The sequence below is a fragment of the Bdellovibrio bacteriovorus HD100 genome (genome assembly GCF_000196175.1).
GTDB classification, from domain to species: domain Bacteria; phylum Bdellovibrionota; class Bdellovibrionia; order Bdellovibrionales; family Bdellovibrionaceae; genus Bdellovibrio; species Bdellovibrio bacteriovorus.
The window spans coordinates 1,601,671-1,617,204 of record NC_005363.1; the positions used below are offsets into that span (position 1 = coordinate 1,601,671).

The following is a 15,534-nucleotide window of genomic DNA, read 5'->3' on the forward strand; positions in this document are numbered from 1 at the left end:
GCCCATGTTGCGTTAGACGCACTGTGGCCCAAAACGGTGCCAGAACCTTTTTTCTGAGCCATTTATTGGGTACTGTGTGCCCATGCTTTTTAACTCCTACGCCTTTTTATTCCTGTTCCTGCCGTTCACGTTGCTGGGCTATTACTGGATCACGAAAAAGAACCTGCAACTATGGTTCTTGTTCCTTTCAAGTGTGTTTTTCTATTGTTACTGGAGCACAGTGTATGTGTTCCTGCTGTTGTTCACGGTGGTTCTGGATTTTTATTTAGCCAAAGCCATATCGATGACGACCTCACAGGCGCGCCGAAAGACCTTCCTGCTGATTTCGGTGATCGCCAATCTTGGGATTCTTGGATTCTTTAAATACTACAACTTCTTTGCGGACTCTTTGAATGGAGCCCTGCAGGTGACGGGGCTTGCGCCGCCGCTGCCGATTTTGAATCTCGTACTGCCCATTGGTATTTCCTTTTACACGTTCCAGTCCCTGTCTTACGTGATTGACGTTTACCGCAGGACATCCAATGCGCATGCGCACCTATTGGAGTTTGCGGGCTATGTGACTTTGTTCCCGCACCAGATCTCGGGCCCACTGGTTCGTCACAACTATATCGTTCCCCAGCTGGAAGACTCCAAAACCTACTTCTTCAATCCAGAGAACTTCTGGAAGGGGTGTTATTTCTTCGTTTTCGGTCTGGCCAAAAAGATGATGATCGCCGATCGTATCGCGGCGGTGGTGGATCCGCTGGTGATGAATATGGCCGGGGCTTCTACGGCTGAGGCTTGGATTGCCATGATTGGTTACACCATGCAGTTGTATTTTGATTTCAGCGGCTATTCCGACATGGCCGTGGGGTTGGGACTGATGATGAACATTCAGTTCCCGCAGAACTTTAATTCTCCGTACAAGTCGCTTTCAATCACTGAGTTCTGGCAGCGCTGGCACATCACGCTGTCTTCCTGGTTGAAGGATTATCTGTATATCTCCCTGGGGGGAAATCGCGCCGGGGTTTTGAAAACCTACCGCAATCTGTTTTTAACCATGGCCATCGGGGGCCTGTGGCACGGGGCGAACTGGACATATCTGGTCTGGGGTTGCTTCCACGGTGGGATTCTGGCGATTGAAAGACTGTTTAAGGACCGTGGCTGGAAGGGTGTTGGCAACAAATACGTGAAGTGGACTTTCACCTTCTTCCTGGTCTGTGTGGGCTGGGTGTTCTTCCGTGCGCATTCAGTTGATCAGGCGCTGTTCTGGTTGCAGAAGGTGTTTATGTTAAATGGTGACATCAACTGGGACATCACGTTGATTCCGCTGAAACACAAGGACCGTTTCTTTGCAGCTTTGGGTGTCGGGATCTTGGTGGCCTTCTTGGCCAAGAACACCTGGGAGCGTGAGTTTAAGCCCACGCTATGGCGAGCGGCTTTGATGGCATTCATGTTCGTGGTGTGTCTGATGTACATGGGTGAGGAATCTCCATTCCTTTACTTCCAATTCTAGGTGGGGCGTATGAAAAGTAATACTTTGAAAATGATTCTTTTCCTTGCGGCTTTCATCCTCGGACTAATGGCGCTGGTGGCGGGTTTTAACTTTGCTGTGGACCCGATGTGCTACTATCGCTGTGGCGTTATTGATACCAACAGACAAAGTCAGAACGTCTATTATCAGGCAGCCCAGATTGTCGGGGCCAATCCTGAAGCCCAGATTGTGATTTTGGGCTCTTCCCGGGGGGAAACGACCTCCGCATTGTGGGTGGAAGAAGTCACCGGGCTAAAAACGATCAATCTTTCTAAGGGCGGCGCAGGGTTGCTGTTGAAAGTGGCTTTGTTGAGAACCGCTTTGGATCAAAAACTGCCTTTGAAAAAAGTCATCTGGATTGCCGACTATTTCGAACTTGCCGGTGAAGTGACGGACGTAAAGGTTCGTCAGACGCCGGTGCTGCGTGAAAAGCTGTTGGCTGACGTCGAAGGTCTTGATGGGGTGAAGTACTATCTAGAGCACTTGCAAAGTCTGATCAGTCACAACACGTTGGAAGCGGCCATTCATCAGTTGAATCAGAAAAAGTCCGACGGCATGTTTGCGCCCAAAGGCAGCGGCAGTGGCATTGATTATCAAAAGTGCGCGGCGGCTGATTATGCCGGAAAAACCACGGCCGATGTTTTGGCCAAAGAAATTGACGTCAGCTATTCGACTTTCGGTGGCCCGATGAGGGCACCACTAAATCCAAACTTTGTAGAGCTGTTTAAAAAGCAGATCAAAGCCACGGCCGAGCAGGGTGTGGAAGTGCTGATCCTGGTTCCACCATTCCATCCGGAGTTTGCACGCAGACACGCGAAAGATCACCCCGAGGCTGTGAAGTCTCATCAAGAGTGGTTAGAGATGATCAGGGCTCTACAGTCCGACAAGGTTCACGTGCAGTCGTACTGGGACGGAGTGCCCGGGGATGATGCCGGACCTTCTTTCTGGGATGATGGATCTCACGCGACGTGCAAGGCGATGATGTTAATGCTGAAGCCGGTGCTTGTTGGAAATGCAGGGATGGGCAAGTAAGAGCTGGGTGGAGGTCCAGGTGTGGTGGTGAGCTAAAGCTCGCAATTCTTTTAAAAAACCAACAGTTGTTTGTTTTATTGTGATGATGTAATGTTTGTTTACATTACAATGAGGCGACAACATGCGTGGGACTAGTGTCCTTTGGATTGGACTTTCTTTTGTTTTTTTTGTCTTTGCTAACAGCTGGGAACCTGGGGTTGGATTAGACACGGCCACCTATGGCGCAATAGCGCGTGGACTGTTAGAGAGCGGGGATTGGTTTCGCCCCAAGCTGGCCCCTGGTATCTTTGATCCCTTTGTAGAGCATCCTTATTTGGGCCTCTGGCTTAATGCGATTTCCATCAAGTTGCTCGGTGCGACTGCCCAAGGAATACATTTCTCAGCATCCATTTTGGGAATTGTAGGGGTGCTGGCATTCTTCTCGGCTATCCGCCGTTTGGTTGATGAAAATACGGCCTTGGTGGCGACGCTGTGTCTTTTGTCTATCAATGTCTATATGAATTTTATGTCCAGCGGTTGGCTCGATATGCCGATGGTTTCCTTTATGCTGGTGGCGTTTTACTTTTCCAGCAGGGTTGTTCCTGATGGCTCGGCCCTGGATAGTTTGGCGACAGGATTCTTTCTAAGCTTGGCAGTGCTTGTTAAAGGAGCTGCAGCTGTCGGGATATTTCCGGTGGCGATTTTTTTCCTGATGAGAAGTGGCTGGAAACTCAGAGCGGTGAGCCTCGCGTTGATTGGTTTCTTGGCTCCGCTGGGGCTGTTTACCTGGGGTCACTATTCTTCACAAGGATTTCTTTTCTGGAAGTCGTACTGGTATCGCCAGTTCGTAGTTCATAACGATATTCAGGAGGCGGCGACTGATCCGGTGGGGGCTATTTGGTTTATTAGGGATGCATTGACGCATGCTCATGTGGTGGCTCTTCTCTTTATTCCCGGACTGGTGTTGATGTGGAAACGAAACCATCGCTTGCTCGCCTGTGCAGTGGCCCTTGAATTTATTATCCACTTTGCGGTGTATGGTTTCAGTCATCGCCACAATCGGCAGTATTTGGTTCCCATTTTCCCTTGGATCGCTCTGGGGGCCGCTTTTCTGATTTCTCAAAGAGTCAAAGTGAACACATTAAACTGGAGTCGCGGGCTTTTCTATGTTGGGGTGGCCTATTTCTTTTTGGTCAGCTTTTTGCCCATCACGGTTCACAATGTGGGGAGTGCTGGAATTTTCGCTCTTTCTGACGATGTGAAGCGGACTCCGATCAAGAATATTTATTTTGAAGCGACGGAAGAAGACCGGGTTCGCGGTGAAATGACCAGTTCGTATGTGGCTTGGTACTGGGGCCGGGTGCCTGTGATGTTTGATTCTGAAGATCTGCCAAAGGTTCTTTCAAATTTGACTCATGAGGATGGCATCCTGTTATTTCGTAATCTGAAGAATGATTCTGTCTTTCAGATTGCCGAGCACATTTGTGCATGGAACGACCTTTGGATTTTGCTGTCTACGGCAGAGAATTGCAGTACGTTGGAAAGAAAACGTCGAGATCCGATGATCAAAAGAGTCCCCAAGCCCCTGGCATCTAGGACTCTTTGATAACATGCGGATTGTCACTTAAACAAAAGCTCCTGCGACTCTTTGATATAGCTTAAACCTTCTTCGTGCATTTTCTTGCCGTTGGCAGGACATGGGGATTCTTTGGTGAAGCTCATGTCCTCTTTCCACTTAAAGCATCTTTCTTCACCCGGGTTGCGGATGTTAAAGACGACGGCCCAATCACCATCAAACCAAGCCGACTGGCCCAGATGGAAGATGCTGGCGCCGGGGCTGAAGGCTTCCGGGCGCGCCAAGGATCTTCCCAGGAACGTTGGAGCCTTTACGCCTGTGATATCGGCCAAGGTGGCCGCGATGTCGGACTGAGAGAAAGCTCCCGGTAAAAGTTTGTTCGGAAGCACGCGGCTTTCTTTGCCGTCTTTGGTGTAGTGTTTCATCAGGAACGGAATCGCATAGTGATCGAAGATGCTGGATCCACCATAAGTGGTGTGATCAGCAACCAAGACCAGCAGCCAGTCTTTTTCCCACTTGCGACTGGCTAGCAGCTTATGGAAATCTTGAAGTTCCGTATCAGCCCACTGGCGGATGGTTTTATACTTCTGGCGATCGGCTCTGGCCGGGAACAAGTTGTCATGAGTGGTGTTGGTATTGATTCCAACCAAGAACGGCTCACGCAGGCCGTTCATCTTGTCCAGGGCAAATTTATACAAATCCGTGTCGTAAACACCCCAGGCGTTTTGCTCAAGCTTCTCGTAATCAGGAATGTCGCGTTTTCCATACGAGCTTTGGAAGCCGGTCTTTAGCACCAACAATCCCGTGCCGCTGGTGTATTGATCAGATCCTTGGAAGAAGGCCGAGCTATAGCCTTTTTCGCTGAGCAAACGGGGAAGGCAGACGAAGTCTTTGTTTTCAATTTCCGAGTACATGATGCTTTTTCCCAGTGGGTTGGGAAGGCTGCACATGCTTGAGAAAATCCCTTCGGTGGTGCGATGACCGCCGGCCAGGAACAGATCTGTGTGCAGGGACTCGCGGCGAAGTTTGTTGAAGAACGGCAGGATCTCAACTCCGTCTTGTATGCGGTCGACCTCGGACCCCCACCAGCTTTCCAGGAAGACAATCACGATGTTACCATCAAAGCCGCCGATGGGTGCATGGATGCCACGCTGGGCCTTCCAGGCGGCAAAAACTTTCTCGGTGTTGATGTCTTTGGGGAGGGCGATGTTTTCTTTGCTGGATTTCTTTTCACCCACCGCGGCCCAGAAGATTCCATAGGCTCCGTTCAGGGCCAAGAAGGCTCCTTGAGGTCCGCCGCCAGCGCGATAAGCCCAGGACGGGTCTTGGGGGATGCCTTCAAAGCCTCGGAAACTCATGACGGCCAGAACTGCCGCAAGCAGCATCGCAAATGTGCGGCCGATGGGACCAGAAGAAGGTTTATAGTTTGGAGCTAGCCACAGATTCAGGCTTGCAGCGGCGACCAATGACACCAACACCGCCACCCAATAACGCCCAAACAGGGCCAGCATCGAGCCTTCGATGGTGAACATCGAATAGATTTCGTAAGAAAGGTGACGACCGGTTTCCTTGGCGTACAGGGAATCAGTCACCACCATGACGATATAAACCCACAGGAACAGGAAGTTCCATCGTCTGGCCGCTTTCGGCGAAAGGTTGAAAATCAGAATCAGCCAGTACAGAAGTAAATAAGCTACGGCTCCGATCGCCAGATCAAAGTGCCAGCCGTGAATGAAGGCCGGGAACGTGCTTTTGATAGAGTTAAAATCCATCAAATCCCAGATTTGCAGGTAAATGGCCACGATAGCGCGAAACACGGCGCCGATGATGGTGATGCGAAGAAGAAAGCCAATGGAAGAAGACAGGAATCTCATGGTTTTTTCATACTACGGGGACTTGGGGGTGTACATTGATTTCGACAAGCCGTGTCTTTATGGGGTGATGCAAGATTTTGACGACTTACTGGTACATTTTTTTCAACAGATTCGGTATTTTAGGTTCCTTGGCTGAAAAAGACGGGTGGGTTCTATGGTCTATGATTGCTTTGTTTTTTATGATGAGTTGGATCTTCTGGAGATCCGCCTGAATGTTTTGGACAAGGTTGTCGACAAATTCGTGATCATTGAATCCAAAAAGACCTTCCGTGGTACCGACAAGCCGCTTTTTTATATCGAAAACAAACAACGTTATGCCCAGTTTGAATCTAAAATCATCCACGTTGTGGTTGAGGACTTCCCGAAAATCAACTGGAAGAAACTCCGTCCCTTCAGTAACTGGGACCGCGAGGACTATCAAAGAAACGCCCTGGCGAAAGCTTTGGCAAACTGCGCGCCTGAGGACGTGATCATCTTCTCGGACGTGGACGAAATTCCGACTCCGGAAAAGGTCACTGAATACCTACACAAGCCGGGGATTAAGACCTTTTATCAGGAGCTTTACTACTATTACCTGAACAATTTGGCGTATGAGCACACCGAGCCCAACGAAATGTACAAGGACTATATCCCTTGGCATGGAACAGTGATGGCCAACTATTCCTATTTCAAGAAATACGGCTGTAACAACATGCGCACCTATCGCAGTAAAAAAGACAGCGAACACACCATGGTGATGGACGGGGGATGGCATTTCTCGTTCATGGGTGGGACTGAAATGATTCTTAAAAAAATGCGCGCCTACAGTCATACCGAATACATGACGGAAGATATGTTCAATCCCCAATGGGTGGAAACCCAAGTTCGCTCTGGAAAAGACATCTTCAATCGTCCGATGAAGTTTAAGCCTACTGGGGTGGAGCGCTTGCCAAAGTACGTGCAGGAAAATCAGGCAAAGTACTCCAAATTGCTTTTGTTGTAAGGTTCAACGATGCGAATCAGATGGCCGGAAAAAAATCAGGTGCTATGGGGTTTGTTGCTGCTAAGTGTGCTTAGCGTACTTCTGCAGGTATTTGCCTTTAAGTATCTTCTGATTGTTAAACTCTTGATGCCCTGGCTGCTGTATTTCTCGGTCTTGGTCTTTTTAAGGCCCTATCCAGCCGCATTTTTCGTTTTCCTGCTTGAATGTCTTGGGGCGCGTATTCATCTGATGAAGTTAGCCTTAACGAATTCGCCGTTTGAGGCATCAGATCTTTTTGCTTGGAAGCAGGCCTTCTTTTTAAAAAGCTACGTTGACTATATGGTCCCAGCGATCATTATAGGGATCCTGATTTCCCTATGGAAAGGACTGTCTTTTAAGAAAAAGCAATTGCTATTCTTGCCGGTCTTTTTCATGGTTGCGATGTCCTTTGTGCAGGAGCGCCATCCCACAGAGGCTACGGCAAATCCGGTCAGTTCCTTATTTAAGCTTGCCCGTGTGGTTTATGTGGATTGGAACTTTGCCACCAACGTCAAAGAAAACGGAATTCTGAATCATATTTTTTTAACCATGTCGACGGGGCAGGTGCCGACCAAGGGGAAGCTTCCCTACGACAGTCTTAAGACGATGATCGATCCCAAGAAAGTAAAGAATCAGCCCGACGTGTTTTTAGTGTTGTGCGAATCCTGTTATACCAGCAGCAACGACAGCTTTGTGACGCCGATTGTGGATCTTGAAAAGGACGGTTTTGCACATGCGACTGTCATTTCGCCAGTGTATGGGGGGATGACGGCCGAGGCGGAGTTTGAGGTCCTGACCGGCCTTCCAAGTCGTCGTTACAAGGGGATCGACTATATGTACTTTGCGGAAAGGTACTCCGAAAAGCCCGATGCGATTCCTCGTATTTTTGCAGACAATGGTTACGACACCTTTTCGTCACACCCTCTGCCGGGTTTTTTCTGGAAAAGGGAAATCGTCCACCCGAAATTTGGATTTAACAGGACTTTTTTCTCTGATTCGATGAATCTGGAAGGGAAAAAAGGCACTTATCCCGAAGACAAGATTCTTTTTGATCTGGCACTTTCAGAATATAAAGAAAACCTCAAGGCGGGGAAAAAGACTTTTGCATTCCTTCTGTCCCTTTACACACACGGTCCCTATACAGAAACTGACGGTGATGGTGGTGAGGCCGACTACAAGCAAAGGCTTGCAATCACCGTACGTCAGTACTTGGAATTTAAGAACGAAGCGGTAAGATTAGCTCGGGAAAATAACCGCCCAGTGATGTTCGTGATATTTGGGGACCACAAACCTGCCATGACGATCTCTTTCTATAAACGTCATGAATTCAATGAAGACTTTTTTAGCGCTAAAGGTGCTAAAAACGAGTCTTTTCAGTTTTCGACCTTGAATCCTGCGCAACAGATCGTGTTCGGCAAGGTGCCATTGTACGTGAAAAGCTATGGGTTGGATGATTCAGCGGTGGCGGCGGAAATTACTAAAGCCAACAGCAATCGGCCTTTGTTTTGTCTGCCGGGCCTTATGTTTGAGCAACTGGGTGTCCACACGGCATATTTCACCTATCTGGTGGACACCTGCCGCAAAGATCCGGAAGAGTTGGTCGATCCGGATATCTTAAAGAATTACTTTACAGATGAGATTTATGGGGATCGGTTGTTTGATTAGTGCCCGCGCCGCGAGACAGGTATCCATAGGAAAAGCCCAGGATTATAAGCACGTAATTGCGGGTTTCCTGCTGGATGATCGGGGTTTCTGTAAAGGAGCAGCCGAACAAGGCAACGATGCAAAGTAAGGAACCTAAGGAAAGCTGTTTTGATAGGATGTCTGTCGCGGATTTGAATTTTTTGTGGAAGAAGACAAAGCCCGCCCCAAATACACCCAGGTATCCGATCAAGCCGACAATCCCAGCTCCGGATAAAACGTCCAAGAATTGGTTGTGAGCGTGGCCAGGGATGTAGGCCGTAGATTGGCCTAACTTGATGTAATATTCTTTGTATAGCTTTACAGCATACTCAAAGCCAACGCCAAAGATGGGGTGATCCAGGAAGATGTGCCATGTAGCGTTCCAGATCTCGATGCGAGCTCCCTGAGAAACCCCGGAAAAATCAAAAGTTTGTAAAATGCGGTCCTTCATTTGGAACAGATTAAATAGAACTGCTGCTGCCGCTGCCGACAGTGCAAAGCCAGCAACTAAAATGGCCTTTTTGTTTTTGGTGTAGAACAAAGTAAAAATCAAAACAGCAACCATAGCAATCCATGATGATCTTGTATAGGTCGCGATCAGAATGACAGTAAGGCAGGTGAGAAGAGCTGCCGCCCCAAGTCCGGATGCTTTGGAATGGTTGTAAATTAAGTAAGGTATCAAGGATGCCCACAGTGCCACTGCGGCCATGGCAAAAAAGGCGGGATTGCTATAAAAACCCTGAAGTCTGACTCCAGGGCTGAAGAAGGCTCCTGACGTTAGGTTCAGATGGCTGACAATTATCGCAAGCAGAACCGTAAGCAGTACTATAAAGTGCCTGTGATCAAACCTTTTCTTGCCCTGGGCAGCAAGAATGTGTCCGACGGAGTAGCATGCAAAGAATCCCCAGATCCAGCGTAAGTTTGAGATTTTAACCCACTCATTGGTCTGCATGGGGCTATGCAGGACATATCCAGTAATTCCAGAAAAGAAGTAAATAAGAAGTAGTATAATCAAAGTCTTATTTTTTAAACCGAAAACCTCTTTAAGGTCCGAATGGCTCCTTTTTGCCCAAACCAATGCTCCGATGGTGCTCAAAATAAAGACAGTATCCATCCAGAAAAAGTTCACAAGATTGATGGCAAGCGACAGAGGAAAAAAAGCTAAAATCAAGGTGGAAGTAAACTTGGATGTATTGATGGACATTGAAGAACTCTATTTTTTGGACGCTAATCTGTCACTGAGTTTTTGCGCTCACACGCGTTAATGCTGGTGTGGGGGGAAGAAATTTATGTAGGATATCCAACTGATGCGTTTGAAAGTGCCAAATAGAAATCTAGTCTTATGGGGTTTGTTGCTCCTAAGTCTGCTAAGTATATCGTTGCAAGTTGCTGTTTTTAAGATCAGCTTGCCCGGCAAACTTTTGATGCCCTGGTTGCTGTATTTCTCTTGTTTGTTGTTTTTAAGGCCTTTCTCTGCAGCTTTGATGGTGTTTTTCGTCGAGTGTTTTTTTCTGCGAATCCATCTAATGAAGATGGCATTGACGAACTCTCCGTTTGAGGCTTCAGACATCTTTGCTTGGAAGCAGGCGTTGTTCCTAAAAAGTTATGCAGACTATGTTCTGCCAGCGATTGTGATCGGAATTCTGGTAAGTCTATGGAGGGGGTTGTCCTTCTCGAAGAAGCAGCTCTTGTTCTTGCCGGTGTTTTTTGTTGTTGCGACATCTTTTGTGCAGGAGCGGCAGCCAACTGAAACTCAAGACAGTTTGGTGGGTACCTTGTTTAAGGTGACCCGGGTGAACTATGTGGATTGGAGTTTCACCACCAACGTCAAAGAAAATGGCATTTTGAATCATATTTTCCTGACTTTACCAACGGGCCAGATCCCGGCCAAAGGCAAGCTTCCATATGACGATGTAAAGTCTTTGGTGGATGTAAAAAGGCCGAAGGAAGAACCCGATGTGTTCCTGGTGCTTTGCGAATCCTGTTACACCAGCAGTAATGATAGCTTTGTGACCCCGATTGCAGACCTTGAAAAAGAGGGCTTTGCTCATTCGACGGTGATTTCTCCGGTGTATGGTGGGATGACGGCCGAGGCCGAGTTCGAGGTTTTGACGGGTTTGCCAAGCCGTCGCTATAAGGGCATTGATTTTCAGTACTTTGCTGAGCGTTACTCCAAGACAGCCATGGCGGTTCCTCGAATATTTTCTGAAAATGGTTATGACACATGGTCTGCACACGCCAATGACGGCTTTTTCTGGAAGCGTGATATCGTTCACCCGAAATTCGGATTTCAAAGATCTTTCTTTGCAGAGGATATGAATTTGCCTGAAAAAGGTAAGTATCCAGAAGATAAAGTGCTTTTTGATCTGGCTCTTGCAAAGTACCAAGAAAGTCTTGAGGCTGGAAAAAAGACTTTTGCTTTTCTTATCACTGTTTATACCCACGGACCCTATGCTGACACAGATGGTGACGGTGGCGAGGCGGTTTATAAAGAAAAACTTGATAAAACTGTAAAACAGTTTTTAGAGTTCCAGTCTGCGGCCGCAGAGTTGGCGAAGAAAAACAAACGTCCTGTGATGTTTGTGATTTTCGGTGATCATAAGCCTGCAATGACGCTGTCTTTTTATCGCCGACATGAGTTTACAGAGGACTATTTCAGCACGACCGGGTCAAGAAACCAGTCCTTTCTGTTTTCGACTTTGAGTCCCTCGCAGCAGATTGTGTATGGCAAGGTGCCGATGTATGTGAAGGGGTATGGTCTGAAAGCAGATGGTGTGTCTGAGGCTATTGCTAGAGCGAATGAAGAGCGTCCGATATTCTGTCTGCCTGGTGTTTTGTCTGAAAAGATAGGAATTCATAATTCATTCTATAGTTATCTGGTAGATGCTTGTCGCAAGAATCCTGAGTACCTAGTAGATCCTGAATTCCTCAGAAAATACTTTGCTGAGGGGATTTATGGCGGGCGATTGTTTGATTAGTTAGAATATATTAGAAATTTCGGAAGCTATTTGTTGTGTGTTCCAAGCTACCGAGGTTCAGTTTATTTTGAAGAAGTAGTATTGGGTGTTGTAAACCTCGCTGGCGCCCCGCGGCGGGATTTTCGATCAAAGAAGTGACTACTTCAGAGTATTCTGGTTGGTCTTATATAGAGAGATGGAGTTGAGTCAGTGAAGTATTTTTGGATGTTGGAGTATCTGGTTTGCAAAGCTTTGAAAAAGTTGAGACCAAGAGCGATTAGAGGAAGTTCTGTCCATAAGGGCTCCAGCATTGGGCCGGGGTCTGAGTTTTTGAGTTCAGAAATGGATCGAAATTCGTATCTCGGAGTGTCATGTAGAGTGGTGGATACTAAAATTGGCAGTTTCTGCTCAATTGCAAATGATTGTTGCATAGGTTTAGATACGCACTCAATAGATTGGGTTTCCACCTCCCCAGTGTTCAATAAGAATAGGGAACAAATTAAAACAAAATATTCGAAGCATGAGTTTAAGACGCGGACTGTTGTCTCTATAGGCAACGATGTATGGATTGGGGAGAAGGTGGTCATTAAGTCGGGTGTTACTATCGGCACCGGCGCAATAATTGGTGCAGGTAGTGTCGTGACCAAAGATGTACCCCCCTATGAGATTTGGGGTGGGGTACCTGCTAAGTGTATTCGACAGCGATTTCCGGCCGAGCTGGCGGAGGGACTCCTTAAGAGTAGATGGTGGGAGTTAAGTGATGAAGAATTGACCCGTGTTGCTCCATTTGTTAAGGATCCAGCTGTTTTTCTGAGGAAATTGAATGAGTAGGCAGAGGCTAAAGAGTTTCTTAGATAATTTTGTCTTAATAATTCACAATGCTTTGCTTGACATGATTTTTGTTTTGTCGCCAGCACGAGCAGTTGTGAGGAAAAATAGAGTCTATAGGGGGAAGCATAGAGGGCAGAGCTGTATTATTTTTGGCAATGGCCCTTCCTTGAAAAGTTTCGATGTTGGTCAAGTTAAGGATAACGTCGTTTTTGTCGTCAATTATTTTTATAAGAATACTATTTTGCCAGATATCCGCCCGGATTATTATGCGCTTGTTGATGAGTTGTTTTATGGGGGTGAGATTGGTGCGACACAAAAAGCAATTGCTAAATATCCGAATTGTGTTTTTTTATTCAAAAGTAAGTGTTTGAGGAACCCTTATTTGCGCAAGTTTGTTGGGGGGGCGGGCAGATCGATCGTTACTTTCAATCAAAAAGCACTTATTGGTGGCGATGTACGCTACGATATGACTAAGAATTTCACAGCTTCTATCAATGTGGTTAATCATTGTATTCAAGTGGCTCTGGATATGGGGTTTGATAGAATCTATCTGGTGGGCTGTGATTTTAATTCGTTCACGTCAAGTAAAATGCAACACTTTTATGATAATGAAAGTGATGAAAAAAGCTTATCGCTGGGGGATGAGTTGAAATTTTACGCAGAGGTTTGTTATCACCATTATGCTTTGAATAAAATTGCACAGGAAAAGGGCATTCAAATTATTAACGCGACTCCCGGCAGTCTTTTGGATGCTTACAAACGAAGCAATTTGCCTTAATTTTTGGTTTCAACTTGTAGATTGCGTACTTCGATCGTTGCCTTAAGGTACGCAATCATTCCTACGCTAATGTGTTTTTTTTGCTTTAAGTCAAATCTGCTTTGGATAGACTCGTTTATTCATGGGGGATACTATCTTGCGCTTAAGTAGGAGTGTCCCTTGTCGAAAAAAGTTCTTGTTACTGGCGCTGACGGATTTATTGGGTCTCATTTAACGGAGTTATTGGTTAGTGAAGGGTACAGTGTTAGGGCTCTTGTTAACTATAATTCGTTTAATTCCTGGGGCTGGCTGGATTCATCGGCGGTGAGAAGCGATATTGAGGTCGTATCCGGAGACATTCGTGATCCGTTTTTGTGTCGAGATATTACGAAAGGTATGGATGCGATTTTTCATTTGGCTGCCTTGATAGCGATTCCTTACTCATACGTTGCCCCACAGAGTTACGTTGAGACAAATGTCACGGGTACTTTAAATATTTGCAAAGCTGCCTTGGACAATGGGGTTGCCAAAGTTGTGCATACTTCTACGAGTGAAGTATACGGAACTGCGCAGTATGTTCCAATAGATGAGAAGCATCCTTTGCAACCACAGTCCCCGTATAGTGCATCCAAGATAGCCTCTGATGCTATGGCAATGAGTTTCTTCAATTCATTTGGATTGCCGTTGACTATAGCGCGTCCATTCAACACGTACGGTCCTCGCCAATCCGCTAGGGCAGTGATTCCTACAATCATCGCTCAAATTGCTTCGGGAAAAAAAGAAATTAGCATAGGGGATATGACACCCACTAGGGATTTCAATTACGTTACCGACACATGTAGGGGATTTTTGGCTTTGGCGGCTAACTCCAATTGTATTGGAAAGACAGTGAACATTGGATCGAATTATGAAATTTCCATCAAGGATACATTGGAGTTAATTAAGGGGATCATGGGATCAAATATCTCGATTCAATATGATAGCCATAGAGTTAGACCTAAAAATTCCGAAGTTCATAGATTATGGTGTGATAATACTTTGATTAATTCTCTTACTGGATTTAGCCCATTAGTTAACATCGAGCAGGGACTGAGAATGACGGTGGATTGGTTTAGTCAACGAGAGAATCTGGCAAAATATAAGGCAGATGTCTATAATGTTTAGTGATGTAATCGCTTTTATTCAGGATCTGTACGGTAGTAAGAGTTTTATTCCCTTACATGCTCCTATTTTTACGGGGAATGAAAAAAAATATGTAATTGAAGCAATTGACTCCACATATGTCTCATCAGTTGGAGCATTTGTAGATCGCTTTGAGGTGGATTTTGCGAAATATGTTGGTGCGAAGAAAGCTGTCGTTACTGGAAATGGAACCTCTGCTCTTCATGCTGCTCTACATTTATTGGGTGTATCTCGCGGAGATGAAGTCATTACCCAAGCTCTAACATTTGTAGCAACTCCGAATGCGATTTCATATTGTGGAGCTAGTCCTGTATTTCTCGATAGTGATGAGTTGACATTAGGGCTTTCAGTAACGTCATTGGCAGAATTTTTATTCCAGAATGCCGAGGTAAGAGGGGACTTTTGTTATAACAAAAGAACTGGAAATCGTATAATGGCCTGCATGCCTATGCATGTTTTTGGCCATCCGGTTCAAATCAAGGAAATAGTCAAGCTATGTGATGAATATTCAATTCCGGTGATTGAAGATGCTGCAGAGTCATTAGGTAGTGAGTTCGAAGGACGGCATACGGGGTTATACGGCCGAATTGGGGTGTTTAGTTTTAACGGTAATAAAATAATTACCTCCGGTGGTGGAGGAATGCTTGTTACTAATGATGTGGATCTAGGTATTCGCGCAAAGCATTTAACTACTACAGCAAAAGTGCCGCATGCTTGGGAGTTCTTTCATGATGAAATCGGATTTAATTATAGAATGCCGAACTTAAATGCTGCATTGATTGTGGGTCAGTTGGAGCAGCTGCCTAGATTCGTAAGGGATAAACGAGAAACAGCTCAGATTTATAATTCTTATTTTTCTCATAAGGGTATTGAATTTGTGTGTGAACCTTTTGGGGCGAAGTCCAACTATTGGCTTAATGCCATTCTTTTGAGTAGTAGATCTGAACGCGATTCGTTTCTGAATGAGACGAATAGAAGTGGTGTTATGACGAGGCCAGTATGGAATTTAATGCCCGATCTTCCTATGTATCGCACTAATTTGTGCGGTGACATATCTGTGGCACGAATGCTGTCTGATCGGCTCGTAAACATTCCAAGCAGTGTAAGGCTTCCTCGAGGTTAATGGACCTTGGTGAGTTGTTGATTTTAC

At 46.1% G+C, this 15,534-nt stretch carries 12 protein-coding genes; 10 read left to right on the plus strand and 2 right to left on the minus strand.

What is annotated here, in order from left to right:
- The first annotated feature begins 82 nt into the window (after window positions 1-82).
- From BD_RS07585 to BD_RS07595, 3 genes are all read left to right on the plus strand, one after another.
- On the plus strand, window positions 83-1,495 hold the full coding sequence (locus BD_RS07585) for an MBOAT family O-acyltransferase (protein WP_011164142.1): 1,413 nt from the start codon (window positions 83-85) through the stop codon (window positions 1,493-1,495).
- Between the two features lie 9 nt (window positions 1,496-1,504).
- On the plus strand, window positions 1,505-2,545 hold the full coding sequence (locus BD_RS07590) for a hypothetical protein (RefSeq protein WP_041583515.1): 1,041 nt from the start codon (window positions 1,505-1,507) through the stop codon (window positions 2,543-2,545).
- A 121-nt stretch (window positions 2,546-2,666) separates the two neighbouring features.
- Window positions 2,667-4,130 (plus strand): ArnT family glycosyltransferase, encoded by a 1,464-nt coding sequence (locus BD_RS07595; protein WP_011164144.1) that lies wholly within the window; start codon window positions 2,667-2,669, stop codon window positions 4,128-4,130.
- Window positions 4,131-4,144: 14 nt separating this feature from the next.
- On the opposite strand, the gene BD_RS07600 is transcribed toward BD_RS07595, so the two are convergent.
- Window positions 4,145-5,974 (minus strand): LTA synthase family protein, encoded by a 1,830-nt coding sequence (locus BD_RS07600; protein ID WP_011164145.1) that lies wholly within the window; start codon window positions 5,972-5,974, stop codon window positions 4,145-4,147.
- A 154-nt stretch (window positions 5,975-6,128) separates the two neighbouring features.
- On the opposite strand from BD_RS07600, the gene BD_RS07605 reads away from it, so the two are divergent.
- Complete coding sequence (locus BD_RS07605; RefSeq protein WP_011164146.1) at window positions 6,129-6,956, plus strand: glycosyltransferase family 17 protein; 828 nt, start codon at window positions 6,129-6,131, stop codon at window positions 6,954-6,956.
- Window positions 6,957-7,007: 51 nt separating this feature from the next.
- Window positions 7,008-8,639 (plus strand): LTA synthase family protein, encoded by a 1,632-nt coding sequence (locus BD_RS07610; protein WP_157865855.1) that lies wholly within the window; start codon window positions 7,008-7,010, stop codon window positions 8,637-8,639.
- Here the strand turns inward: BD_RS07610 and BD_RS07615 are convergent.
- The gene (locus BD_RS07615; protein ID WP_011164148.1) at window positions 8,602-9,861 is read right to left on the minus strand and encodes an O-antigen ligase family protein; all 1,260 of its coding nucleotides are present in this window, start codon (window positions 9,859-9,861) and stop codon (window positions 8,602-8,604) included. The two genes, BD_RS07610 and BD_RS07615, sit on opposite strands and share 38 nt — an antisense overlap.
- Before the next feature lie 322 nt (window positions 9,862-10,183).
- Between BD_RS07615 and BD_RS07620 the strand changes: the two genes are divergently transcribed.
- From BD_RS07620 to BD_RS07640, 5 genes are all read left to right on the plus strand, one after another.
- Window positions 10,184-11,635: an LTA synthase family protein gene (locus BD_RS07620; protein WP_231839320.1), complete on the plus strand. Its 1,452-nt coding sequence runs from the start codon at window positions 10,184-10,186 to the stop codon at window positions 11,633-11,635.
- A gap of 321 nt (window positions 11,636-11,956) precedes the next feature.
- The gene (locus BD_RS18495) at window positions 11,957-12,445 is read left to right on the plus strand and encodes a CatB-related O-acetyltransferase (RefSeq protein ID WP_367143848.1); all 489 of its coding nucleotides are present in this window, start codon (window positions 11,957-11,959) and stop codon (window positions 12,443-12,445) included.
- A gap of 61 nt (window positions 12,446-12,506) precedes the next feature.
- On the plus strand, window positions 12,507-13,223 hold the full coding sequence (locus BD_RS07630; protein ID WP_231839321.1) for a 6-hydroxymethylpterin diphosphokinase MptE-like protein: 717 nt from the start codon (window positions 12,507-12,509) through the stop codon (window positions 13,221-13,223).
- Window positions 13,224-13,382: 159 nt separating this feature from the next.
- Window positions 13,383-14,366, plus strand: a complete 984-nt coding sequence (locus tag BD_RS07635) for an NAD-dependent 4,6-dehydratase LegB (RefSeq protein ID WP_011164151.1) — start codon at window positions 13,383-13,385, stop codon at window positions 14,364-14,366.
- Window positions 14,359-15,507 (plus strand): LegC family aminotransferase, encoded by a 1,149-nt coding sequence (locus tag BD_RS07640; protein WP_011164152.1) that lies wholly within the window; start codon window positions 14,359-14,361, stop codon window positions 15,505-15,507. Before BD_RS07635 ends, BD_RS07640 begins: the two co-directional genes overlap by 8 nt.
- Window positions 15,508-15,534 lie beyond the last annotated feature (27 nt).

Bases quoted from the DNA above. Each gene is read 5' to 3' on its own strand.
- BD_RS07620 (WP_231839320.1), top strand. From the start codon at position 10,184: ATGAAGATGGCATTGACGAACTCTCCGTTTGAGGCTTCAGACATCTTT.
- BD_RS07585 (WP_011164142.1), top strand. From the start codon at position 83: ATGCTTTTTAACTCCTACGCCTTTTTATTCCTGTTCCTGCCGTTCACG.
- BD_RS07630 (WP_231839321.1), top strand. From the start codon at position 12,507: ATGATTTTTGTTTTGTCGCCAGCACGAGCAGTTGTGAGGAAAAATAGA.
- BD_RS07600 (WP_011164145.1), bottom strand. From the start codon at position 5,974: ATGAGATTCCTGTCTTCTTCCATTGGCTTTCTTCTTCGCATCACCATC.
- BD_RS07590 (WP_041583515.1), top strand. From the start codon at position 1,505: ATGAAAAGTAATACTTTGAAAATGATTCTTTTCCTTGCGGCTTTCATC.
- BD_RS07640 (WP_011164152.1), top strand. From the start codon at position 14,359: ATGTTTAGTGATGTAATCGCTTTTATTCAGGATCTGTACGGTAGTAAG.
- BD_RS18495 (WP_367143848.1), top strand. From the start codon at position 11,957: ATGGATCGAAATTCGTATCTCGGAGTGTCATGTAGAGTGGTGGATACT.
- BD_RS07595 (WP_011164144.1), top strand. From the start codon at position 2,667: ATGCGTGGGACTAGTGTCCTTTGGATTGGACTTTCTTTTGTTTTTTTT.
- BD_RS07615 (WP_011164148.1), bottom strand. From the start codon at position 9,861: ATGTCCATCAATACATCCAAGTTTACTTCCACCTTGATTTTAGCTTTT.
- BD_RS07605 (WP_011164146.1), top strand. From the start codon at position 6,129: ATGGTCTATGATTGCTTTGTTTTTTATGATGAGTTGGATCTTCTGGAG.